The following is a 23,617-nucleotide window of genomic DNA, read 5'->3' on the forward strand; positions in this document are numbered from 1 at the left end:
CTTCGCGGTCCCCTTGCCGGTCCTCTGGGCGGTCCCTGCTTCGCCCGCTGCCCGCCCCGGGGCGAAGCCCAGCCTAGGCGGAGACGGCGTGGACCGGCAGACCGGATGTGAGCCGTGCGGCTCCCCGGGAAGGACGGCCCGGGCGGCGGGATGGTTGCCTGCCGGGGCACCCGCCGCGGTGCCCGCCGTGGAGGCCCGGCGCCCGCCCGGGAAGCGGCAGGGAAGGCAGCCGGGCCCGCAACGGCGGAGTCGGGGTGATCGCCGAGAAGGTGCCCGCTTACGATGAGCCGAAGTCTTTATCCCGCCCACACGCGATAGGTACTGCCGAAGATGAGCTTCCCCAGCGCCGCTGCCCAGTTGGTCACCCTCGCCGCCGAGGGCGGAGCGAACAGCAGCAACCACGAGAGCCTCAACCCCTACCTCGTCGGCGGCTGCGTCCTGGCCTCCCTGCTGGTCCTGCTGTGGATCACCACCCGCTTCAACCGCGACCGCTAGATCATTCCGGCATGAGCCGCCGGACCGGCCCTGGGCCGTCCGGGGCCGGCCGGAGGGCACACCTGGCCGTCGGGGTCGCCATGTTGGGCCGGTAGGGTCTGCACGCATGGGAGAGCAGGACATGCCTGTCGGTCCGGCGAAGGACACGGGCGGGGAGTCGACCGAGGCGACCACCGAGGTCACGACCGGGTCCGGGGCCGAAGGCACGGCCGCGCGACCGGCGAGCGGCGCCGAGCACCGTCCGGCGCCGCGCCGGGGCGGCGGCATGGTGCGGCCGGGCAAGCGCCGGCTCGGCGTCATGGGTGGCACCTTCGACCCGATCCACCACGGGCACCTGGTGGCGGCCAGCGAGGTCGCCGCGCGGTTCCACCTCGACGAGGTGGTCTTCGTCCCCACCGGGCAGCCGTGGCAGAAGAGCCACCGGGTGGTCTCCGCGGCGGAGGACCGCTATCTGATGACGGTCGTCGCGACCGTCGAGAACCCGCAGTTCTCGGTGAGCCGCATCGACATCGACCGCGGCGGGCCCACCTACACCGTGGACACCCTGCGTGACCTGCGTGCGCTCAATCCCGACACGGACCTGTTCTTCATCACCGGCGCCGACGCCCTCGCCCAGATCCTCACCTGGCGGGACAGCGAGGAACTGTTCTCCCTGGCGCACTTCATCGGCGTCACCAGGCCCGGTCACCATCTGACCGACGCGGGCCTGCCCGAGGGAGGCGTGTCGCTCGTGGAGGTCCCCGCCCTGGCCATTTCCTCGACGGACTGCCGTGCGAGAGTCGCCAAGGGGGATCCCGTCTGGTACCTGGTGCCGGACGGGGTCGTGCGCTACATCGCCAAGCGCGAGCTGTACCGCGGCGAGTGAGCCGAGAGGGGCACCGGTGAACGACCGATACGAGGCGGGATACGGCGACGGCGGGGACGACCCGTACGGGCTCGTCGGCTACGACGAGTACGGACGGCCCGTCTACCGCCAGGAGCAGGCCCAGCAGGCCCCGCGGCAGCCGTACGACCCGTACGGGCAGCAGGGGCACCAGGACCAGTACCAGCAGTACCAGGGCCAAGGCCAGTACGGGGACGGACAGGGGCAGCAGGGCTACGGCTACGACCCGTACGCCACGGGAGGCCCGCAGCAGCCCCAGCCGCCGTACGCCCCTTACGGGGCCCAGGACACCCCCGCCTCCGGCGCTCCCGGCACCTACGACTCGTACGACCCCTACGGCGCCCCGCGGAGCGGCGGGACGGCACCGTCGTACGACTCCTACGGGGACTCCTACGGGCAGACCGCGCACGGCGGCACCGGCGGGCAGCCCCGGGTCGCCGAACACGCCGCGCAGACCGCTCAGACCGCGCACATCCCGCACCAGCCCGGCCCCGCCGCCGACGAGACCGGCCGGACCGACGACCGAACCGACGACCGGACCGGCCCCGCCGACCTCCCCGCCGACTCCGAGGCGCCCGAACCGGATTACCGCACCGAGCAGTTCGCCTTCGTCGAGGAACCGGACGGTGACTCCGAGGACGTCATCGACTGGCTGAAGTTCACCGAGAACCGCACCGAGCGCCGCGAGGAGGCCAAGCGCCGCGCACGCAGCCGGATCGTCGCCCTCGTCGTGGTCTTCGCGCTGGTCGCGGCCGGCGGCGTCGGCTACCTCTGGTACGCCGGGAAGCTGCCCGGCACCGGCTCCGACGCCGGTACCGGCACCACGACGGCCACGGGCGCCCAGAAGCGGGACGTCATCGTCGTCCACCTGCACGACACCAAGGGCGGCGGCACCGCCACCGCGCTGCTCGTCGACAACACCACCACCAAGCAGGGCACCACCGTCCTGCTGCCCAACTCCCTGGCCCTCGCCGCCGAGGACGGCACCACCACCACGCTCGCCAAGTCGGTCGAGGACGACGGCTCCGGCGGGACCCGGACCGCGCTCGACACGGCCCTCGGCACCGACATCGAGGGCACCTGGCGGCTGGACACGCCCTATCTGCAGAACCTCGTCGACCTGGTCGGCAACATCGACATCGACACCGACGCCGACGTGCCGGACCCGGGTGCCAAGAAGAAGGGCGAGGCCCCTCTCGTCAAGAAGGGGAAGAGCCAGACCCTCTCCGGCAAGATGGCCGTCGCCTACGCCACCCACCGCGGCTCCGGCGAGGCGCAGGACGCCCAGCTGGAGCGGTTCGGGCAGGTCATGCAGGGGGTGCTGCGGAAGATGACCTCCGACGCGGGCGCCGCGACGACCACCATCCAGACCCTGGGGCAGATCATCGAGCCGCCCCTGACCGACAAGGACCTCGGCTCCTTCCTCGCCCGGCTCGCCGACCTCGCCAAGGGCGGCGACCACAGGACCGCGCTGCTGCCCGTGCAGGAGGACGGCACGCTCACCGCCGAGACGAGCGACAGCGTGGTCAAGGAGGTGCTCGGCGGCACGGCGAAGAGCCCCGACAAGGACGCCGCGGTCAGCGTCTCGGTGCGCAACGCCACCGGTGTGGAGGACAACACCGAGAAGGCCCGCGTGGTGCTCCTCAACGGCGGCTTCACCTTCCTGAAGGGCGGCACGGCCACCGCGGAGGCGACCTCCGAGGTCGTCTACGCCGACGCCGCCGACAAGGAGAACGCCAACGAGGTGGCCAAGACCCTGGGACTGCCCGCCTCCTCCGTCACCAAGGGCGAGGTCTCCGGGAACGCCAGGGTCTCGGTGCTCCTCGGCCAGGACTACGAGCCCGGCAGCTGACCGGGCGGGGGCGCCGCCGGCGCCCCCGCCCGGGCGCGCCCCCGAAACGCGTGGGGCGTGCCCGGCGGTCCGTGAGACCCTTGGAGGCAACCGACCTCCGAGCGAAAGCCGTGCAGTGACCGCAACCGACCGTTCCATCGAGCTCGTCACCACCGCCGCCCAGGCGGCCGCCGACAAGCTCGCGCACGACATCGTCGCCTACGACGTCAGTGACGTGCTGTCCATCACCGACGCCTTCCTGCTGGCCTCCGCGCCCAACGACCGCCAGGTCAAGTCGATCGTCGACGAGATCGAGGAGCGGCTCAGCAAGGAGCTCGGTGCCAAGCCGGTGCGCCGCGAGGGCGACCGCGAGGCCCGCTGGGTCCTGCTCGACTACGTCGACATCGTCGTCCACGTCCAGCACAGCGAGGAGCGGGTCTTCTACGCCCTGGAGCGGCTGTGGAAGGACTGCCCCGAGCTGGAGCTGCCCGCGGACGCCGTGGCGACCCGCGGCAAGGCAGCGGAGCACGCCCGGCAGCTGGAGGCCGAGGAGGCCGCCGCACAGACCGCGGGGCCCGGTGGTGAGTGGAGGTGAGCGCCTCCGGTGAGGTGTTCGGGTCCGGTCGCCGGGGCCGCCGCATCATCCTGTGGCGCCACGGCCAGACCTCCTGGAACGTGGAGCGCCGCTTCCAGGGCAGCACCGACGTGGAGCTCACCGAGACCGGCGTCGCCCAGGCCCGCCGGGCCGCGCGCCTCCTCGCGGGCCTCAAACCGGACGCGATCATCGCCTCCGACCTGAAGCGGGCCGCGCACACCGCCGCGGAACTCGCCGCGCTCACCGGTCTGGAGCCGGTCCACGACGAGGCCCTGCGGGAGACCTACGCGGGCGTCTGGCAGGGCCTGACGCACGACGAGATCATCGCCAGGTACGGCGACGAGTACACCGCGTGGAAGCGCGGCGAGCCGGTGCGCAGGGGCGGCGGCGAACTGGAGACCGAGGTCGCCGACCGCGCCGCTCCCGTGGTGCTCCGGCACACCGAGAAGCTCCCGGACGACGGCACGCTCGTGGTGGTCAGCCACGGCGGCACGATCCGCACCACCATCGGCCGGCTGCTCGGGCTGGACCCGCGCAGCTGGGAGGGCCTCGGCGGGCTCACCAACTGCTGCTGGTCCGTCCTCGGCGAGGGCGCCCGCGGCTGGCGGCTGCTGGAGCACAACGCCGGCACCCTGCCGGAGCCGGTGCTCGGCGACGACGACTGACCGACGGACGACCGGCGGACGACCGGCGGACGACCGACCGGGGACCGGATTTCGCTTTCCGGCAGGTCGCAGGCTAAAGTTCTTCTTGTTCGCCCGCCGAGCGGGAAGAACACCCGGGGCTATAGCTCAGTTGGTAGAGCGCCTGCATGGCATGCAGGAGGTCAGGAGTTCAATTCTCCTTAGCTCCACAGATGGGGTGCTGGATCGAGAGATCCACCGCTTCACATGACGAAGATCCCGTCCTCGGTACGAGGGCGGGTTTTTTCGTTGTCCCTGGTTGAGCACTCCGGGGCCGACGGTCGTATACCTCCACGAGGCGCCGATCCGTGTCCCGAACGGTACCCAGGCGTCGCTGACCGCGATGGCCCGGCCGTGGCAGAATCAAACGGCCGGAAGGGGGCGCGGCCCGACGGGAGGGAGTTGTGATGCCTGCGAGCATCCACGGGGAGGTCGACCACCTCCTCGGCGGGGTGTCGACACGACGGACCTCGACCCGCCACCGCCGCCCTTCCCGCGGCTTCGCGCACGTCGCCCGAGTCTTCGACGTCCTGGGTGTCCTCGGCGGCAACGACGGTGTCTCCGACACGTGTACGGCCTGCGGCCACAGCTGGAGCTGAGTGATGGGTGCGCACAGGCGAAGGTGTGACTGGTGCGGCAGCGGGACGCCGATCGTCCGGGACATGGAACCGGTCAATCCCGACTACCAGTACTGGTGCGCGGAGTGCGCGCGGGCGCTGATCATAAAGGGCGACCCGATCGAGACGTACCGCGAACTCGAGGGTGAACCGATCTACGGCCGGCTCCTGGAGGAGCACTGCACGCTCAAGCGCTTCTATTCGTTCGTGACCGCGTGACAATGCGGACAGAACCGGGCGCAACGGAATCGATTTGGTGTTGGGCGCCGATGACCGTGTAAAGTTGGCGTCGCCGCCGGGGAAACCGGGCGGGAGCAGGACCTGGGGCTATAGCTCAGTTGGTAGAGCGCCTGCATGGCATGCAGGAGGTCAGGAGTTCAATTCTCCTTAGCTCCACAGCAGTCGAGGGCGGACCATCCGAATGGATGGTCCGCCCTCGACGCGTTGTGGGGACGGTGTGCGGCGGCTCGGAGAGGGGTCCGTGCGGGACACCCCGAGGGATGCCCCGCACGGGCCTGTGTCAGCGGCCCAGTGCGCGCCGGCCTCGCCCCTGGGAGAGGACCGGCAGATTGCGGGAGGGCGCCTTGGACGAAGCCCCCTCCTCGATGCGCAGGGCCAGTGCCGGGCAGCGGCGCACCGCGCGCAGTGCCTTGTCCTCGGCGCGGCGCGGCACCTGGGCCTGAGCGACCGTCGGGAAGCCGTCCGCGCCGAGCTGGAAGACCTCCGGGAGAAGGTCCGCGCACAGCCCGTGGCCCCGGCACAGCGTCCAGTCGACGAAGATCTTCTGGCGGCTGGGGCCGTTCTCCTCGCCGCCGCCGCCCGGGATGCCCGTAGGGGTCTGGCCGCCCTCGAAGAGCGGCAGGACGCCCTCCACGGGCCGTCCGCAGCCGTTGCCCATGACGTGGGCGGTGAGGTCGTCGGTGAACGCCTTGATGGTCGACTCCAGGAACATCGCGGAGCCGTCCGGATGCGAACACGCGCCGCGCCGCTTCACGTTCTTGGCGACCTGCTTGACCGCCTCCAGGGCGGCCGGTCCGCCGCCGCCCAGGATGTCCTCCAGGCCGCGCGCGGCGGCCGGCAGGCCCAGGTAGCACGGGCCGCACTGGTTGGCGCTCTCCTCGGCCAGCCACTTCGCCACCATCAGCGACTCGCCCAGCGGGCAGGTGTTCTGACTGATCGGCAGGATCGCCCCCGCGCCGAGGGCGCCGCCCACCGCGTCCAGGGAGTTGCGGGAGACGATCGCCTCGTTGACGGTCGCCGCGTCGATCCACTTGCCGTGGTAGCCGCCGGTCAGCACGCCCTGCGGCACCGGTGGCGCACCGGCGAGCTGCAGGACGTAGCGCAGCGGTACGCCCGTCGGGACCTCGACCACCATGGGGCGGGCGACCGCCCCGGACACCGTGAGCATGACGGTGCCCGGTTCGTCGTACAGGCCGGTGTTGCCGTAGCGCTCCGGGCCGATGCGGGCGGCGATGGCGAGCTGGGCGAACGTCTCGGCGTTGGACAGCAGGGTGGGCGCGCCGCCGACGCCGTTCTTCGAGGCGCTCGTCTTGCGGCCCGGCGGGATCGCCGGACCGCCGTCGATGGAGCGGATCAATGAGGCCGCGGCGCCCGTGACCATCCGCACCGGGTTGCGCTGTACGCGGGCGCGCAGCACGGACCGGCGCCCGTTGGTGAGGCCGCGTTCGGCCAGCGCGGCCTCCATGGAGCGCTGGGTGGACTCCCGGGTGACCCCCACCACGAGCGTGCGGGCACCCATGGCCTCGGCGCACAGCAGCGCGCCGTCCAGGATGAGATGCGGCGCACGGTTGATCAGCACCGTGTCCTTGCGGCAGGCCGGTTCGTCCTCGCTGCCGTTGACGACGACGACCGGCCGGACGCCACGCTTGATCGCCGTTTCGGCGACCGAGCGCAGCTTCTTGTGGAAGGGGAAGCCCGCGCCGCCGCGGCCCCTGAGGTTGATGCGTTCAGCCAGCTGGGCGAGCTGTTCGCCGCCCAGGGGTTCGAGCGGCCCGTGCACCTTGAGGTGCATGGGGAGATCGAGCCGGTCGACAAGGTCGAAGCCCGACGTGAGCTGGGGAAGTCCGACGACGCGGACTTCGGGTACGTCGGGCAGAGCCTCGTTCACCTGACCTCCTTCGAGGATGCCCCGGCCTTCAGGCCGAGGCGGGAGTACTGCCCGCTTGCGGAGGAGATTCGAACCCTTGCGGAGCAAGGCGAGAACGGCGTTTCGCCTCTACGGCGGAATACCGCCCGTGTGATCGGGTGAAGGGCCTGCCGTGCGTTGCGGGAACCAGGCGGGCACACCGTGCCGATCGAGAACCGGGACGGCACACCCGAGCTTCGCTCGGCGAACCGGGCAGGTTCCGTCCCGGCCGGTGTTGGGGGAGTGGGACCTATCAGGTCGCTGGCCTGCGGGGCGTCCTGAGCCAGGAATCCCCCTGCTTCAGCTGGGGGAGGGTTCAATTGAAGCCTCCGGAAGGCGTGTTCCAAGGTTCGGCCGAACCCGGTGCGTCGAAGTCGTACGACGCACCGGGCGATGGATCAGTGGCGGGACCGCTGTTGTACGTGTCACTCGGGTTGTACGTGCCGTAGAGGGGGTTCGACTCACCGGTGTCGCGCACATCACTCGCGCCGTAGCCCGGTGCGGTCGAATTGTCGTAGGTCGGGATGTTGTATCCGGTGTCCTGGAGCGGGTCGTAGGCCGACGGCGGGGCCTCGCCGACCGGTGGCGGGGAGGGGATGGGCCAGTTGCCCGAGGTGCTGGAGGGGCCGTCCACGCGTGCCACGTCCATGAGGGGTGCGTCCATGGGAGGGGCGTCCACGCGCGGGACGGCCTGCGTGGGCTGCATGTCCAGGGGCAGTTCCATGCGGGCGGTCTGGTCGGCGTAGAGGGGCTGCTGCGGCTGGGACGGGGCGGACGGGGGCGAGACCGCGCGGTAGGCGGCCGCGAAGCCGTTCGCGGGCTCCGGGGCCGGGGTGACGCGTTCGGCGGTTTCGTAGCGCGGCCGGGCCGGCTCGGGGCGCTCGGCACGGGACCGGGAGGCCCGTCTGCCGCCGTCCTGGTAGCCGGGGAGCCCGGAGAGCGACGCCTCGGCCGACCGGGTGCGGCTCTTCTCCAGGACGTCGCGGCCCGACTGGTCGGTGATGCCGAGCAGGCCGGTGACCTGATCGGCGACCTTGCGCTTGACCGAGGGCGGGGAGACGCGCAGCACCAGGACGGCCATGACGCCGAGCACGGACAGGCCGTACAGGATCAGGAAGATCGGCTTGGCCGCTCGACCCGCGTAGAGCCCGTGCACCAGCGCGGCGCACCAGGCCGGGTAGGCCAGCATGTGCATGGCGCGCCAGCGTGCCGCGACGGGGGCGGGCGAGGCGAAGCGGTTGCGCAGGATGCCGGTGATGGCCACGAAGATCATCAGCAGGCCGGCCAGCGTGCCCAGGCCGATCAGGAAGCTCCGGCCGGCGACCACCTCGTCATCCGTGAGGAGCAGCCCGAAGGGCAGTACCGCGGCGATCCAGGTGGTGTGGTCCAGGACCAGCTTGATGACCATGTGCACCAGCAGGAAGACGACCGAACCGACCGCCGTGGTGCGGTGCACGGCCTGCGCCAGGATGCGCTCGCGCGGGCCGAGCAGAACCCGGTCCTGGGCGACGAGCCCCCAGATCACCGAGCAGCTCAGGCAGACGAGCGACAGGACGCCCGCACCGAAGTTGAGGAACTCGAGGAACCAGTCGTCCGCCGTGCTGTCGTCCGGCCTCACGCCCTACCTCCCCACGTCACGACGGAAAGCACGACGGCGAGCGGGTACGACTGACCGGCAGCCGACCGGCCCTGAACGGGCGGTGGGCTGCTGTCTGGACGAGGGTTCATGGGGGAACTCCGAACGTTCGGGAGAAGCGGTCCCGGGCCGCACTCTAAACCTCCTGCGTACCGGGGAGTACAGGTTTGAGTTATTGCGCTGTTATCAAAGGACGATCCGGCCGGAGGGATGCCCCATAGGGGGCGTTACGCGAAGTAATCTTTGACCGGGATTCAGGGGCGCCGGTGGGGCGGGAGCGCTCTCCGCGGGCTCTCCACCGGTTCCCGGCGGCCTGGTGGGTCCGGGAAGCGCGTCGCGGCGTGCCGCGGGCCTGCGGTACCCTGGCGCCATGCGTGCCGTACGCCTTCTGCTTAGCGAGCCGCGCTGATCAGTCCCGACCACGGTCGTACCAGGTGGTCGGAATCGGCGCGGCGTCCCCTCCTGTGCGAGGGGATTTTTCATTTCCGGAAGCCCGAAGGCCCGGAGGCCCGAAGGCCTGAAATGCCGCAGCCGAAGGCGCAGACGATCGATGGAGCTTTGAGGACCATGAGCGAGACGAACCCCGCGGCCACCGCCCCTGTGTCGGCGGAGGCCGCGCCGCACCGCTACACGGCCGCCCTGGCGGCCGAGATCGAGGCACGCTGGCAGGACTTCTGGGACGCCGAGGGCACCTACGAGGCGCCCAACCCGAGCGGTGACCTGGCGGGCGACCCGGAGCTGGTCGCCCGGCCCAAGAAGTTCATCATGGACATGTTCCCCTATCCCTCCGGTGCGGGACTGCACGTCGGCCACCCCCTGGGGTACATCGCCACCGACGTCTCCGCCCGGTTCCAGCGCATGACCGGCCACAACGTCCTGCACACCCTGGGCTTCGACGCCTTCGGACTGCCCGCCGAGCAGTACGCCGTGCAGACCGGCACGCACCCGCGCGTGTCCACCGAGGCCAACATCGAGAACATGAAGTCCCAGCTGCGCCGGCTGGGCCTGGGCCACGACAGGCGCCGGTCGTTCGCCACGATCGACCCGGAGTACCACAAGTGGACCCAGTGGATCTTCCTGCAGATCTTCAACTCCTGGTACGACGACAAGGCCGACCGGGCCCGCCCGATCGCCGAGCTGATCGCCGGGTTCGAGTCCGGTGAGCGTCCCGTACCGGGCCACACGCGTGCGTGGAGCGAGCTGAGCGAGGCCGAGCGCGCCGACGTCCTGGGCGAGTTCCGGCTGGCCTACGCCTCCGACGCGCCGGTCAACTGGTGCCCCGGCCTGGGCACCGTGCTGGCCAACGAGGAGGTCACCGCCGAAGGCCGCTCCGAGCGCGGCAACTTCCCGGTCTTCAAGGCGAAGCTGCGCCAGTGGAACATGCGCATCACCGCCTACGCCGAGCGGCTGCTGGCCGACCTGGACGCCCTGGACTGGCCCGAGGCCATCAAGCTGCAGCAGCGCAACTGGATCGGCCGCTCCGAGGGCGCCCGCGTCGACTTCCCCATCGACGGCGAGCGGATCACCGTCTTCACCACCCGCCCCGACACCCTGTTCGGCGCCACCTACATGGTGCTGGCGCCCGAGCACCCGCTGGTCGAGAAGTTCACCCCGGCCACCTGGCCCGAGGGCACCCACGACATCTGGACCGGCGGCCACGCCACCCCGGCCGAGGCCGTCGCCGCCTACCGCGCGCAGGCCGCGTCCAAGTCCGACGTGGAGCGGCAGGCCGAGGCCAAGGACAAGACCGGCGTCTTCATCGGCTCCTACGCGACCAACCCGGTCAACGGCGAGCAGGTGCCCGTCTTCATCGCCGACTACGTCCTGATGGGCTACGGCACCGGCGCGATCATGGCCGTACCGGCCGGTGACCAGCGCGACTTCGAGTTCGCGCGCGCCTTCGAACTGCCGATCCACTGCATCGTCGAGCCGACGGACGGCCGCGGCACGGACACCGCCACCTGGGAGGACGCCTTCGCGTCGTACGACGCGAAGATCATCAACTCGTCCAACGACGAGGTGAGCCTGGACGGTCTGGGCGTCGTCGAGGCCAAGGCGCGCATCACCGAGTGGCTGGAGCGCCGGGGCATCGGCGAGGGCACCGTCAACTTCCGGCTGCGCGACTGGCTGTTCAGCCGCCAGCGCTACTGGGGCGAGCCCTTCCCGATCGTCTACGACGAGGACGGCATCGCCCACGCGCTGCCCGAGTCGATGCTGCCGCTGGAACTGCCCGAGGTCGAGGACTACTCCCCGCGCACCTTCGACCCCGACGACGCCGACAGCCGGCCCGAGACGCCGCTGTCGCGCAACGAGGACTGGGTCCACGTCACCCTGGACCTGGGAGACGGCCGCGGTCCGCGCCGGTACCGGCGCGAGACCAACACCATGCCCAACTGGGCCGGTTCCTGCTGGTACGAGCTGCGCTACCTGGACCCGCGCAACAGCGAGAAGCTGGTCGACCCGGAGATCGAGCGGTACTGGATGGGCCCGCGCGAGGGCATGCCGCACGGCGGCGTCGACCTGTACGTCGGCGGCGCCGAGCACGCCGTACTGCACCTGCTGTACGCGCGCTTCTGGTCCAAGGTGCTGCACGACCTGGGGCACGTGTCGTCGGCGGAGCCGTTCCACAGGCTGTTCAACCAGGGCATGATCCAGGCCTACGTCTACCGCGACAGCCGCGGCATCGCGGTACCGGCCGCCGAGGTCGAGGAGCGCGAGGGCGCCTACTACTACCAGGGCGAGCGGGTCTCCCGGCTGCTGGGCAAGATGGGCAAGTCCCTGAAGAACGCGGTCACTCCGGACGAGATCTGCGCCGAGTACGGGGCCGACACCCTGCGTCTGTACGAGATGGCGATGGGGCCGCTGGACGTGTCGCGGCCGTGGGACACCCGCGCGGTGGTCGGTCAGTTCCGGCTGCTGCAGCGGCTGTGGCGCAACATCGTGGACGAGAACACCGGCGAGGTGACCGTCGTCGACGCGGGGGACTCCGGTATCGACGAGGACACCCTGCGCGCCCTGCACAAGGCGATCGACGGGGTGCGCCAGGACCTGGAGGGCATGCGCTTCAACACCGCCATCGCCAAGGTCACCGAGTTGAACAACCACCTGACCAAGCAGGGGGGTGCGGTGCCGCGTCCGGTCGCCGAGTCCCTGGTGCTGCTGGTGGCGCCGCTGGCCCCGCACATCGCGGAGGAGCTGTGGCGCGCGCTGGGCCACACCGACTCGGTCGTCCACCAGGACTTCCCGGTCGCCGACCCGGCGTACGTGGTCGACGAGGCCGTCACCTGCGTGGTCCAGGTCAAGGGCAAGGTCAAGGCCCGCCTGGAGGTGTCGCCGTCGATCTCCGAGGAGGAGCTGGAGAAGGTGGCGCTGGCCGACGAGAGGGTCGTCGCGGCGCTGGGCGGGGCCGGGATCCGCAAGGTGATCGTGCGGGCACCGAAGCTGGTGAACATCGTTCCGGCGTGATGCTGTGGTGTCGTGTCGCTGTCACGCTGTGACGCCGTAGCACTGCGGGGCCCGCCGGGCCGGCGGGCTCGGGGTACTCCCCTACGGGCAGGTTCGGGGTTCTTCCGGAACTCCGAACCTGCCCGTTGCGTTTACCTTTGAAGAGCGGCGCGGTGTGTGTGGCGGCAGGCCCCAGGGCCCGGAGGAGGAGTCTCGTGGAAGCGGTGATCGCAGTGTTGGCCCTGCTCTTCGTGCTCTTCGTCGTGCTCGGCGCGTATGCCACCGTGAAGGTCGTCGGCGCCGCCAAGCGCAGCGCGGACCGTCACATCACCCAGGCCCGCCGCACGGTCGAGGACCACACTTTGAAGGTCAAGTCCTTCGCCCAGTCCGGCCCGGCCGGCGAGATCGCCCAACTCCGGCTCAGACTGCGTACGTCCATGCGCGCCACCCAGGACGCGCTGGAGACCGGCGCCGCCGAGGACCAGTCCCTCAAGGAGTCCCTCGCCCTCTTCGAGCGGCTCAGCGCGCACGGGCACGAACTGGAGGGCGAACTCAGGCGCCTGGAGTCCGAGCCGGACCGCGGCACCCTCGGCAAGCGGCTGCCCGAACTGCGTGAGCGCACCAACCGCATCACACGGTCCGCGGACTCCCTGCGCTGGGCGGCCCGCGACCGAGCCCGCCACTTCGCGGACGACGATCTGGATTCCCTCAGCACCCAGATCGACATGGAGACCGGAGCCCTGCGGCACTGGACGACCACCGAGCAGCAGTCCGCCTCCGCGTCCGCACCCCCGCATCGGTCCGCAGCACCGGCCGAGGACGCCCCGGCAGCCGGCCCGGCCCGCCCCGCCATCACACCGCCCGGACCTCGCCTCACCTATCCCTGGCAGAAGAAGACCCGTCCGGAGAGCACCACTTGATCCGGTCGTTCCGGTCGTCGTGATCCGGACACGGTCCCGTCCGGCGCGCCGGTCCGGGCTGCCGAGGAGGCCGTACGCCAGGTAACCTCCAGCCCATGTCCCGCCATGTCGCCATCATCACCGATTCAACGGCCTACCTTCCGGCCCGGACGATGGAGCGGCACGGCATCACCGCGGTACCCCTGACCGTGGTCCTGGGGGACCGCGCGCTGGAAGAGGGCACCGAGATCTCCACCCGCTCCCTCGCCGAGGCGCTGCAGAAACGGCGTCCGGTGACGACGTCCCGGCCCGGCCCCGAGGTCTTCGCCGAGACCTACCGCAAAGCAGCCGAGTCCGGAGCCACCGGCATCGTCTCCCTCCATCTCTCCGCCGAGCTCTCCGGTACCTACGACGCCGCGGTCGTCGCGGCCCGCGAGGCGCCGGTGCCGGTGCGGGTGGTGGACACCGGCATGATCACCATGGCGCTCGGATTCTGCGCCCTCGCCGCCGCACAGGCCGCGGAGGCGGACGGCACCGTGGACGACGCGGTCACGGCCGCGGAGAAGCGGGCGGCGGGCACCTCCGCGTACTTCTACGTCGACACCCTGGACTATCTGCGCCGCGGCGGACGCATCGGAGCCGCGCAGGCCCTGCTGGGATCGGCACTCGCCGTGAAGCCGCTGCTCCAGCTGGCGGGCGGCCGTATCGAACCCCTGGAGAAGGTGCGCACGGCATCGAAGGCCATCGCCCGTCTGGAGGAGATCGCGGCCGAGCGGGCGGGCGTCGCCGAGGTCGACGTCGCCGTCCACCACCTCGCCGCGCCGGACCGCGCGTCGGCCCTCGCGGACCGGCTGCGCACGCGGCTGCCCCGCCTGGTCGACCTGCATGTCAGCGAGGTCGGCGCGGTGATCGGCGCGCACACGGGACCCGGCCTGCTGGGGGTCGTGGTCTCGGCTCGATGAGGGGCTGCTGCCGGACTGGCGCGTCAGGGTGACGGAGTTGTCCACAACCAGCCGGTAATCCACGGAAAGCGAGCAAGATCATCGCGAATGCGGTGATCTGCCCGATCATGCCGGCATGGCACTTCGATCACGTTCACACACGGCGACCGCGACCAGCGGGCCGGGCCGTGCACCCGCATCCGACGGCCGCGCCCGTCACCGCCGGCCGTCCACCGCCGGGTCGGGGTCCGGGACAGGCGACCGGGTACGGCACGAGCACCGGCACCGGGACCGTGACGCCTCGGCGGAAGAGCTTCGGCGCCGGGCGGAGGCGCTGTTCGGGGAGCGGGGCGGGGGCGTCCGGGGCGGCAGGGACATCAGGGGCGCCAGGGTCGTGCCGCGCTGGGCTGTGGGCGGCACGGACCCGGACCCGGTGGCGGAGCCGGACCTGTCGGCTCCGGGGGAGCGGCGGTCGGCCGGTCGGACGGTGCTCGCACTGCGGGAGCGGTTGCCGCTGTGGGTGCGGACGCGGTGCGGGCTGGAACGGCGGAGCGTGATCGCGTTGTCGGTGGTGCTCGTGGTGGCCGTGGGGTTCGCCGTACAGCACTTCTGGGGCGGGCGACCCCAGCCGGTGCAGGCGCCGGAGGTGGTGGGGGCGGCCGTGCCCCACGACGAGAGTCGGCCGGCCGCCCCATCCGGGGTCGGCGAACCCGCCGACACGGGTACTGCGGGGACGGCGGCCCCCGAGATCGTGGTCGATGTCGGCGGCAAGGTGCGTGACCCGGGCGTCCACCGTCTCCCGGCCGGCTCACGGGTCGCGGACGCGTTGCGGGCGGCGGGCGGAGTACGCCCCGGAACCAAGACCGACGGCCTCAACCGGGCCCGCTTCCTCGTGGACGGCGAGCAGGTGATCGTCGGCGGCCCGCCACCGGTGGCAGGCCCGGGGCCCGTGGTGGGCGGCCCGGCCGGCACGGGGGCGGGAGCCGGGCCCACGGCACCGGTGTCCCTCAACACCGCCACCTCGGACCAGCTCGAGACCCTCCCGGGCGTCGGCCCCGTGCTGGCCCGGCACATCATCGAGTACCGCACCCGGAACGGCGGTTTCCGCTCGGTGGACGAACTGCGGGAAGTGAACGGCATCGGCGACCGCCGCTTCGCGGACCTGCGGAATCTCGTACGGCCATGAGGAGCCGGACGGCGGCGCCCGCCCTCACGGAACCCACCGCCGCGGGGCCTGCCACCCGGCTGTCCGTGCACGCCTCCTCCGGGAAGCGGCTCGGGGCCGCCCACCCGCGGCAGGAGGGACCGGCCGACCTGCGTCTCGTCCCACCCGCGCTGGCGGCCTGGGCCACGGCGGCGGTGATGCTGCACGCCCCGCCCGCCCGGGTGCTGGGCACGGTGATCGCGTCCTTGGCGTCGGCCGCCGTTCTCCTCGCCCTGCGGAACCGCCGTGCAGGACCGGGACGTGCGCGTCTCTCCGGAACCGCGGTACTGCTCTGCGTCGCCGCTGCCGCCTGCTCGGCGGGTCTGCACGGCGCGGATCTGCGGCGCGGCCCGGTGCCGGAGCTGGCGCGGGAGTACGCCGCCGTGACGGCCGAGGTCGAGATCACCTCCGACCCCCGCCTGAGCCGGCCCAGAGCCGGCGGCAGTCGGCCGGTCCCGAGGACGGTGCTCATCGAGGCCGAGGTGCGGAGAGTGGAGCGGGCAGGGCGGGGAGCCGCGGTGGCGACCCGGGCCCCGGTGCTGGTGATGGTCGACGCCCGTCCGGCCGGGGGCGGTGCGCCGGACGGACGAGTGCGCCCTGCCGAGGAACGCTCACTGTGGCTCGGACTGCTGCCGTCCACCCGGCTGCGGATCGAGGCCCGGCTCGCGCCCGCGACGGCGGGCGGTGACCGGTTCGCGGCCGTGCTGCGGGTCAAGGGCCGGGACGGACCGGAGACGGTGGGGGAGCCGTCGGGGCCGCAGCGGCTGGCGGGGCGGCTACGGGCCGGACTGCGGGCGGCGACCGACGGGCTGTCGACGGACGCGCGGGCCCTGCTGCCGGGGCTGGTCGTCGGCGACACCGCACGCGTCACCCCGGAACTCGAAGAGGCGTTCAAAGAGACCGACCTCACCCACACGCTGGCCGTCTCCGGCGCCAACTTCACCATCCTCCTCGCCCTGCTCCTCGGCCCGCCGGGCCTCGCCCAGTACGCCGAGCGCCGTGGTCTCGCCGCGCGCCTCGGCATCCCCCTGCGGACGACCGCGCTGCTCGGCGGGGTGATCTCGCTCGGGTTCGTCGTCGTGTGCCGGCCGGATCCGAGTGTGCTGCGGGCCGCGGCCTGCGGATCCGTCGCGCTGCTCGCGCTCGCCACCGGCCGCCGCAGATCGCTGATCCCGGCGCTGGCGACGGCCGTCCTGCTGCTGGTGCTCTACGACCCGTGGCTGGCCCGCACCTACGGCTTCCTGCTCTCCGTGCTGGCCACCGGCGCCCTGCTCACGCTCGCCCCGCGCTGGAGCGTCGGCCTGCGACGGCGTGGAGTGCCGCCACGGCTCGCGGAGGCGCTGGCCGCCGCGGGTGCAGCGCAGGCGGTGTGCGCGCCGGTGGTCGTCGTCCTGTCGGCGCGGGTGAGCCTGGTGGCGGTGCCGTGCAATCTCCTCGCGGAGTTCGCGCTCGCACCGGCCACCGTGCTGGGCTTCCTGGCGCTGGCCACCGCCCTGCCGGCGATACCGCTGGCGAAGGCGCTCGCCTGGTGCGCGAGTTGGCCCGTGGAGTGGATCGCGCAGATCGCCCGGACCGGGGCCGCGCTGCCCGGCGCCGGAGTCGACTGGCCGGGCAGCTGGGCCGGGGCGGCACTGCTCGGGGCGCTCACCCCGATCGTGCTGCTGGCCGGCCGGAGGCTGCTGGGGCACCCCTGGTGGTGCGCGATCTGCGCGCTGCTCCTGGTCCTCCTGGTGGTGCGGCCGCCGCCGCTGACCCGGGTGATCACGGGCTGGCCGCCGCCGGGCTGGCGGCTGGTGGTGTGCGACGTGGGTCAGGGCGACGCGATGGTGCTGGCCGCGGGCGAGGACACCGGGGTGGTCGTGGACGCCGGCCCGGACCCGGCGCTGGTGGACCGCTGCCTGCGCTCCCTCGGCATCACCCGCGTCCCGCTGGTCGTACTGACCCACTTCCACGCCGACCATGTGGCGGGCCTGCCCGGTGTACTGCGCGGACGCTCGGTGGGCGCGATCGCGACCACGGGGCTGGAGGAGCCCGCCGACCAGGCCCGCTTCGTACGAAGACTCGCGACCGACCGGCACCTGCCGATGACGCGTGCCGTCGCCGGGGAGCGGCGGCGCACGGGAGACCTGTCCTGGGAGGTGGTGTGGCCACCACCGAGCCCCCGGCAGCCCGCAGCGCCCACGACCCCGCAGTCCTGGACCCCGCAGCCGGAGGGCCCGAACGACGCCAGCGTGGCCATGCTCGTCCGGACGGCCGGCCTGCGCCTGCTGCTGCTCGGCGACCTGGAACCGCCCGCCCAGCGGGCCCTGGCCAGGTCACCCGCGGCGGAGCGACTGGCCGACGTCGACGTCCTGAAGGTCGCCCACCACGGCTCTGCCTTCCAGGATCCCGGCCTCCTGCACCGGATGTCACCCCGGCTGGCCCTGATCTCCGCGGGCCGCGACAACACCTACGGCCACCCGGCCCCGACCACACTCGCCGCCCTGCGCAACACCGGCACCGCGGTACTGCGGACAGACCGCGACGGCGCGATCGCGGTGCTCGGCGACGAGGGCGGAAGGAGCGAACTGCGCGTGGCCCGACACTGAGGAGCTGACACTTCCCTCCTTGACTTCAAGCCAAGGGCCAGGCCCTGTCCGGCGGAGCTTGTGCCTGGTTCGCGGCCGGGCTTGGCACAGGGCGGGGCTCATGGCCATGCTCAGCCGAAAAGGTGGCGACAGCCGGAGACCGGGCACGCTAGCGTCCGCAGGCATGTCCCCTTCACTCGAACGTCCTCCTTTTCAGGCCGACGAGCGAACCGCGCTCCTTGGCTGGCTGAATCTCCAGAGGCAGATCCTGCGATGGAAGTGCGAGGGACTGAGCGAGGCGGACGCGCACCGCTCCGTCATCCCGACCTCGCCGACGATGACGATGGCCGGGCTCATCAGCCATATGCGGTGGGTCGAGCACACCTGGCTGGAGGTGCTGTTCCTCGGTGGCGACGAGACGCAGAACCCGTCCTTCGACGAGACGGACGAGGACGCCGAATGGCGCACCGACGGCATCACGCTGAAGCAGCTGCTCGCGGATTACGAGGCCCAGTGCGCCCGAAGCAACGAGATCGTGTCCGCGGCCTCCCTGGACGACGTCGGTCGCCACCCCGGCTACCGCTCGGGCAAGGCCAACCTCCGCTGGATGCTCATCCACCTGGTCGAGGAGACCGGACGGCACGCGGGGCATGCGGACATCGTGCGGGAGCTGCTCGACGGGGCGAAGGGGTACTACTAGGGCAGGCAACGTTCGCCCCGTCGCGACGCCCGGCACGCGCCCCCGAGCTCCCGGCTTCGCTCGAGCAGGGAGGTACCCCCTTCGCCGCGCCGCCCGAAAGCCCAAGTGCATCCAGTACGAGGACTTTCGGCCAGCACACCGAGAGCGTGCACGGCGGAGCAGGGATTCTTCCCCGATCTGCTCAAAGGGCGGCCGGCCGGTGGGGGTTGAACAAGGCGTGCGACATCAGCGTCGCGACTCGACCAGGACCTCGATCCCGTCGAGCACCCGGTCGAGCCCGAAGTCGAACTCGGTGTCGGCCTCATCCCCGTACTCGAGCACGCCCGAGGCGAGGAGCCGCGCGATGGCGGGATGCCGCTCGGCGTCGGTGAGCGCCCCGAGCGCCGCCGCATAGCGCCGCAGCGACTCGTCGGGCCCGACCCCGCTCGCTCGCATCCCGGCCTCCAGGTCGGACATCAGCACGGATTCATTCCGTACGTAGCCGCCCACCAGCATCAGCACGGAGAGTTTCTCCTCCTCGCGCAACCCGGTGCCGTCCAGCCCCGCGAGCGCCGCTTCCATCCAGGCCAGGGAGTTGGGGCCGATGGGCGGTCCCGAGGTCGGGATGCGCAGCAGCCACAGGTTCTGCCGGAAGACCGCCCGCTGTGCCCGCGCCCACCACGCGAGGCACTCGCGCCACCCGGTACCGGCCGGCGGCGCCTCGGGCGGCGCGCCCACGGCCGCCTCCTGCATCAGCACATAGAGCTCGTCCTTGGCACCGACATAGCGGTAGAGCGACATGGTCGAGACGCCGAGTTCCTTGGCGACCCGCCCCATGGACACCGCGCCGAGCCCTTCGGCGGCCGCGATCCGGACGGCCGTGTCCACGATCCGGTCGAGGCTCAGTCCGGGCCGCGGCCCCTTCGCGGGACGTTCGCGCAGCCCCCAGGCCACTTCGAGGCTGGCGGGCAGCCCCGTCCCGCTCTCCGTGTCCGCCACGTACGCCTCCCTCGTCGCCCGGGCTGCCATCCGATCTCCGGCCAGGGCTTGACGCACATCCTAGTTCTGCGTAACCCTTACACAGTAATGCGTAAGGGTTACGCAGTTAATGGACAGAGATGAGGGGCGATGCCAGAGCATCCGTCCGCCGTGCACCCGGCCATCGAGGCCACCGGCCTGGCCAAGTCCTACGGCGACCTTCAGGTCCTGCGCGGTGTGGACCTCACCGTTCCGCGTGGCGCCGTACACGCGCTGCTCGGCCCCAACGGTGCGGGCAAGACCACCGCCGTACGCATCCTGGCCACGCTCGCGACCGCCGACGCGGGCACGGCCCGGGTGGCCGGCCACGACATCCGCACCGCGCGCTCCCAGGTCCGCCGGGCGATCAGCCTGACCGGCCAGTTCGCGGCGGTCGACGAGATGCAGACGGGCGCCGAGAACCTGCGCATGATGACCCGCCTGGCCCGCCACAGCCGCGCGGCCGCGCGCACCAGGGCGGCGGAACTCCTCGACCGCTTCGGCCTCACCGATGCGGCCGACCGCCTGGTGAAGACGTACTCCGGAGGCATGCGCCGCCGCCTGGACCTGGCCGCGTCCCTGGTCGGCGACCCCGAGGTGATCTTCCTCGACGAGCCGACCACTGGCCTGGACCCACGCAGCCGCGCCGCCCTCTGGGACGTCGTACGCGAACTGTCCGCCCAAGGCGCCACGGTCCTCCTGACCACCCAGTACCTGGAAGAGGCCGACCAGCTGGCGGACCGCATCGCGGTACTCGACAAGGGTGCCCTGGTTGCCGAAGGCACCTCGGCCGAGCTGAAACAACGCGTCGCGGGCCACCGCCTGGACCTGGTCCTCGCCGATTCGGCGAGCTATCTGCGCCTGGTGCCCCGGGCGACCTGCACCGACCCCGACACCCGCACCCTGGGCATCCCCACCGACGGCTCGGCTGCCCACATCCGCGCCCTGCTGGACGAGTTGGATCCCACCCGCACCACCATCTCGAGCTTCTCCGTCCACACGGCGACCCTCGACGACGTCTTCCTCGAACTCACCCGATCCCCCGCCGCGGAGCCCACCCATGTCTGACGCCCTGATCATGACCGGCCGCTCACTGCGCCTGAGCCGCCGCAACGCCGACGCACTCGTCACCTCGCTGGCCCTTCCGGTGATGATCCTGTTGATCTTCGTCTACTTCTTCGGCGGCGCGATCGACACCGGTACCCAGTACGTCACTTACGTCGTCCCCGGCGTCCTCCTCCTCTGTGCGGGCTTCGGATCGGCCAACACGGCGATGGCGGTGGCGGAGGACCTCAAGGGCGGCATCATCGACCGCTTCCGCTCCCTGGACATCGGCGGCACCCCGATCCTCACCGGCCACGTCCTGGCCTCGGCGGCCCGCAACCTGCTGGCCACCGCCCTGGTCCTCTGCCTTGCCTTCGCCATCGGCTTCCGCCCCTCGGCCACCCTCTCGGGCTGGCTGGCGGCAACCGCCGTCCTGCTGATCTACATCCTCGCCCTGTCCTGGTTCTCTGCCGCGATCGGCCTCTTCGTCAAGTCCCCCGAAGCGGCAGGCGGCTTCACCTTCTTCGTCAGCTTCCTCCCCTATCCCAGCAGTGCCTTCGTCCCCACCGACACGATGCCCGGCTGGCTCCAGGGCTTCGCGGCCCATCAACCGGTGACCAAGGTGATCGAGGCGCTTCGGGGGCTGCTGCTCGGGCAGCCGGTGGGAGCCACTCCGTGGGTGGCGCTGGCTTGGTGTGCGGGGATTCTGGTGGCTTCGGTGGGAGCTTCGGGAGTTCTGTTCAGGAGGCGGACGGTGTGAGGCGCGACGCCTGCTGCGTGGCCGAGCGGATCCCCGAGTTCTCCAGCGACCGCTTCCTGCACCGGGGCGGCAACGGCAAACAGATCGTGCCCAAGGGCCGGCGCCCGACACAATGGCTGCCGTGAGCGATGTGAGACATGTGCTGGTGCTGCCCGACCGTGAGGCCGCGGAGGAGGTGGCGGAGGAGCTGGGGGAGCGGTTCCCGATAGACGAGGAACCGCGGCTCGTCCGGGACGCGCTGGCCGGTGAGGACGACGCCGAGGACGCCCAGTGGCTCGTCGTCCTGCGGGACGAGGGGCAGCGGCTGGACCCCGGTGAACTGGACGAGTTCGCGGCCCGGTGGGACGGCTGGCGGGAGGAGCCCTGACCCGGCGGCACCTTGATGCCGGGAACCGTCGCTGTCGGTGGTGCGTGGGATGCTTGTCGCGATGGCCAGGAAGACAGCTCAAGACGACCCTCTCGTCCCGGTGACGCTCGCCGTGGGCCAGGAGGACCTCCTGCTCGACCGCGCCGTGCGGGAGGTGGTGGCCGCCGCGAAGGCCGTCGACGCCGACACGGACGTGCGGGACCTCACCCCGGACCAGCTCCAGCCCGGCACCCTCGCCGAGCTGACCAGCCCGTCGCTCTTCGCCGAGCGCAAGGTCGTGGTCGTACGCAACGCGCAGGACCTGTCGGCCGACACCGTCAAGGACGTGAAGGCGTATCTCGGGGCGCCCGCCGAGGAGATCACCCTGGTCCTGCTGCACGCGGGCGGTGCCAAGGGCAAGGGACTGCTCGACGCGGCGCGCAAGGCGGGGGCGCGGGAGGTGGCCTGCCCGAAGATGACGAAGCCGGCCGACCGGCTGGCCTTCGTGCGGGGCGAGTTCCGGGCCGCCGGGAGATCGGCCACACCGGAGGCGTGCCAGTCGCTGGTCGACGCCATCGGCAGCGATCTGCGGGAATTGGCCTCGGCGGTGTCCCAGCTGACGGCGGACATCGAGGGGACGATCGACGAGGCGGTCGTCGGCCGGTACTACACCGGGCGGGCCGAGGCGTCGAGCTTCACGGTCGCCGACCGCGCGGTGGAGGGACGGGCCACGGAGGCGCTGGAGGCGCTGCGCTGGTCGCTGGCGACGGGAGTGGCGCCGGTACTGATCACCAGCGCGCTGGCCCAGGGCGTACGGGCGATCGGAAAGCTGTTGTCGGCGCGCGGCGGCAGGCCGGCCGATCTGGCGCGGGAGCTGGGCATGCCGCCGTGGAAGATCGACCGGGTGCGGCAGCAGATGCGGGGCTGGACCCCTGACGGCGTGTCCGTCGCGCTGCGGGCCGTGGCCGAGGCGGACGCCGGGGTCAAGGGCGGCGGGGACGACCCGGAGTACGCCCTGGAGAAGGCGGTCGTCACCATCGCGCGCGCGGCGCGGTCGCGGGGACGGGCGTAGGGCCCGCTGCCCCCGCCGGGCGCCCGGCCGGACAAGGCTGTACCCGGCCGGACAAGGCCGTACAAGCCGAGGACCCCGCCCGTCCCCCGGGGAAGGGTGGACGGACGGGGTCCTCGGTCGAAGCACGGAGCTCGTACCCGCGTGGCGAACGCAGGCCGCGTACGAGCTCGGGGTGCCGGTCGGGGGCGGAGAGAGAGGGCCCGCCCGGGTCCTTCCGGCGATCAGATCAAAGAGTGGTTCAGCCCTTGACGGACGCGACCTTCAGCGCCAGCGCCGACTTCTTGTTGGCGGCCTGGTTCTTGTGGATGACGCCCTTGGAGACGGCCTTGTCGAGCTGACGCGCGGCGACGCGCTGGTACTCGGCGGCCTTCTCGGCGTCACCCGCGGCGACGGCCTCGCGGGTCTTGCGGATCGCGGTCTTCAGAGAGGACTTGACGGCCTTGTTGCGCAGCCGGGCCTTCTCGTTGGTCTTGTTCCGCTTGATCTGGGACTTGATGTTCGCCACGAATGAGCCTCTACAGGTTCTGGCACGGGCCGCAGGGGTCCCGCACCGGTGATTGCTTTCCGACGGTGCCCCGTACCGAGAGGGCAAGAGACACAGCCCCCCACACTACCAGCGGCCCGATCAGCGGCCCAAACCCGTCCCGCGGACCCACCCGGAGGACGCCGCCCGGGGGAGCTCACCCCGCACCCGTGGGACGATGGAAGCTACGTAACGATCCGACCCGAGACCGCAGACACTGCGGACGCCTCAAGAA

The 23,617-nt window shown here is 71.8% G+C and carries 22 protein-coding genes and 2 tRNA genes; 20 read left to right on the plus strand and 4 right to left on the minus strand.

What is annotated here, in order from left to right; genetic code table 11:
* The first annotated feature begins 330 nt into the window (after positions 1-330).
* From AC6F7H_RS19330 to AC6F7H_RS19370, 9 genes are all read left to right on the plus strand, one after another.
* Entirely contained in the window at positions 331-495 is a 165-nt protein-coding gene (locus AC6F7H_RS19330) for a hypothetical protein (protein ID WP_500758187.1), read from the plus strand.
* A 106-nt stretch (positions 496-601) separates the two neighbouring features.
* On the plus strand, positions 602-1,360 hold the full coding sequence (nadD, locus tag AC6F7H_RS19335; protein WP_500758188.1) for a nicotinate-nucleotide adenylyltransferase: 759 nt from the start codon (positions 602-604) through the stop codon (positions 1,358-1,360).
* A gap of 16 nt (positions 1,361-1,376) precedes the next feature.
* Complete coding sequence (locus AC6F7H_RS19340; RefSeq protein ID WP_500758189.1) at positions 1,377-3,230, plus strand: LCP family protein; 1,854 nt, start codon at positions 1,377-1,379, stop codon at positions 3,228-3,230.
* Between the two features lie 115 nt (positions 3,231-3,345).
* Entirely contained in the window at positions 3,346-3,804 is a 459-nt protein-coding gene (gene rsfS, locus AC6F7H_RS19345) for a ribosome silencing factor (RefSeq protein WP_500758190.1), read from the plus strand.
* Positions 3,795-4,469 (plus strand): histidine phosphatase family protein, encoded by a 675-nt coding sequence (locus AC6F7H_RS19350; RefSeq protein ID WP_500758191.1) that lies wholly within the window; start codon positions 3,795-3,797, stop codon positions 4,467-4,469. Before rsfS ends, AC6F7H_RS19350 begins: the two co-directional genes overlap by 10 nt.
* A gap of 115 nt (positions 4,470-4,584) precedes the next feature.
* Positions 4,585-4,657: transfer RNA gene (locus AC6F7H_RS19355), tRNA-Ala, on the plus strand.
* 237 nt (positions 4,658-4,894) lie between these two features.
* Complete coding sequence (locus AC6F7H_RS19360) at positions 4,895-5,086, plus strand: hypothetical protein (protein ID WP_500758192.1); 192 nt, start codon at positions 4,895-4,897, stop codon at positions 5,084-5,086.
* Positions 5,087-5,089: 3 nt separating this feature from the next.
* Entirely contained in the window at positions 5,090-5,323 is a 234-nt protein-coding gene (locus tag AC6F7H_RS19365; RefSeq protein WP_500758193.1) for a hypothetical protein, read from the plus strand.
* A 104-nt stretch (positions 5,324-5,427) separates the two neighbouring features.
* Positions 5,428-5,500: transfer RNA gene (locus AC6F7H_RS19370), tRNA-Ala, on the plus strand.
* A gap of 124 nt (positions 5,501-5,624) precedes the next feature.
* Here AC6F7H_RS19370 and AC6F7H_RS19375 read toward each other — a convergent pair.
* On the minus strand, positions 5,625-7,232 hold the full coding sequence (locus AC6F7H_RS19375; RefSeq protein ID WP_500758194.1) for a ferredoxin: 1,608 nt from the start codon (positions 7,230-7,232) through the stop codon (positions 5,625-5,627).
* 334 nt (positions 7,233-7,566) lie between these two features.
* Positions 7,567-8,868 (minus strand): ferric reductase-like transmembrane domain-containing protein, encoded by a 1,302-nt coding sequence (locus AC6F7H_RS19380; RefSeq protein ID WP_500758195.1) that lies wholly within the window; start codon positions 8,866-8,868, stop codon positions 7,567-7,569.
* Positions 8,869-9,453: 585 nt separating this feature from the next.
* Here AC6F7H_RS19380 and leuS point away from each other — a divergent pair.
* The 6 genes from leuS to AC6F7H_RS19410 all read left to right on the plus strand — a co-directional run bounded on the left by leuS (position 9,454) and on the right by AC6F7H_RS19410 (position 18,641).
* Complete coding sequence (gene leuS / locus AC6F7H_RS19385) at positions 9,454-12,351, plus strand: leucine--tRNA ligase (protein ID WP_500758196.1); 2,898 nt, start codon at positions 9,454-9,456, stop codon at positions 12,349-12,351.
* Between the two features lie 194 nt (positions 12,352-12,545).
* Positions 12,546-13,250 carry a hypothetical protein gene (locus tag AC6F7H_RS19390; protein WP_500758197.1) on the plus strand — a complete coding sequence of 235 codons (705 nt, stop codon included), beginning with the start codon at positions 12,546-12,548 and terminating at the stop codon, positions 13,248-13,250.
* Positions 13,251-13,345: 95 nt separating this feature from the next.
* Entirely contained in the window at positions 13,346-14,191 is an 846-nt protein-coding gene (locus AC6F7H_RS19395; protein ID WP_500758198.1) for a DegV family protein, read from the plus strand.
* Positions 14,192-14,306: 115 nt separating this feature from the next.
* Positions 14,307-15,356 (plus strand): ComEA family DNA-binding protein, encoded by a 1,050-nt coding sequence (locus AC6F7H_RS19400; protein WP_500758199.1) that lies wholly within the window; start codon positions 14,307-14,309, stop codon positions 15,354-15,356.
* On the plus strand, positions 15,353-17,962 hold the full coding sequence (locus tag AC6F7H_RS19405; RefSeq protein WP_500758200.1) for a ComEC/Rec2 family competence protein: 2,610 nt from the start codon (positions 15,353-15,355) through the stop codon (positions 17,960-17,962). The genes AC6F7H_RS19400 and AC6F7H_RS19405 overlap by 4 nt, the downstream gene beginning before the upstream one ends.
* A gap of 163 nt (positions 17,963-18,125) precedes the next feature.
* Positions 18,126-18,641, plus strand: a complete 516-nt coding sequence (locus AC6F7H_RS19410; RefSeq protein WP_500758201.1) for a DinB family protein — start codon at positions 18,126-18,128, stop codon at positions 18,639-18,641.
* 225 nt (positions 18,642-18,866) lie between these two features.
* Here AC6F7H_RS19410 and AC6F7H_RS19415 read toward each other — a convergent pair whose 3' ends face one another.
* Positions 18,867-19,649 carry a TetR/AcrR family transcriptional regulator gene (locus tag AC6F7H_RS19415; RefSeq protein WP_500758202.1) on the minus strand — a complete coding sequence of 261 codons (783 nt, stop codon included), beginning with the start codon at positions 19,647-19,649 and terminating at the stop codon, positions 18,867-18,869.
* Between the two features lie 99 nt (positions 19,650-19,748).
* On the opposite strand from AC6F7H_RS19415, the gene AC6F7H_RS19420 reads away from it, so the two are divergent.
* The 5 genes from AC6F7H_RS19420 to holA all read left to right on the plus strand — a co-directional run bounded on the left by AC6F7H_RS19420 (position 19,749) and on the right by holA (position 22,859).
* A complete protein-coding gene (locus tag AC6F7H_RS19420; RefSeq protein WP_500758203.1) occupies positions 19,749-20,705 on the plus strand; it encodes an ATP-binding cassette domain-containing protein in 957 nt (318 codons plus the stop codon).
* Positions 20,698-21,441: an ABC transporter permease gene (locus tag AC6F7H_RS19425; protein ID WP_500758204.1), complete on the plus strand. Its 744-nt coding sequence runs from the start codon at positions 20,698-20,700 to the stop codon at positions 21,439-21,441. The genes AC6F7H_RS19420 and AC6F7H_RS19425 overlap by 8 nt, the downstream gene beginning before the upstream one ends.
* The gene (locus tag AC6F7H_RS19430; RefSeq protein ID WP_500758205.1) at positions 21,438-21,566 is read left to right on the plus strand and encodes a hypothetical protein; all 129 of its coding nucleotides are present in this window, start codon (positions 21,438-21,440) and stop codon (positions 21,564-21,566) included. The genes AC6F7H_RS19425 and AC6F7H_RS19430 overlap by 4 nt, the downstream gene beginning before the upstream one ends.
* Positions 21,563-21,808, plus strand: a complete 246-nt coding sequence (locus AC6F7H_RS19435) for a hypothetical protein (RefSeq protein WP_500758206.1) — start codon at positions 21,563-21,565, stop codon at positions 21,806-21,808. The genes AC6F7H_RS19430 and AC6F7H_RS19435 overlap by 4 nt, the downstream gene beginning before the upstream one ends.
* A gap of 61 nt (positions 21,809-21,869) precedes the next feature.
* Positions 21,870-22,859, plus strand: a complete 990-nt coding sequence (gene holA, locus AC6F7H_RS19440; protein ID WP_500758207.1) for a DNA polymerase III subunit delta — start codon at positions 21,870-21,872, stop codon at positions 22,857-22,859.
* Between the two features lie 238 nt (positions 22,860-23,097).
* Here holA and rpsT read toward each other — a convergent pair whose 3' ends face one another.
* Positions 23,098-23,364, minus strand: coding sequence for a 30S ribosomal protein S20 (gene rpsT / locus AC6F7H_RS19445; protein WP_500758208.1), 267 nt, complete (start codon positions 23,362-23,364; stop codon positions 23,098-23,100).
* Positions 23,365-23,617 lie beyond the last annotated feature (253 nt).

This window comes from Streptomyces sp. MMS24-W38, from assembly GCF_059889265.1.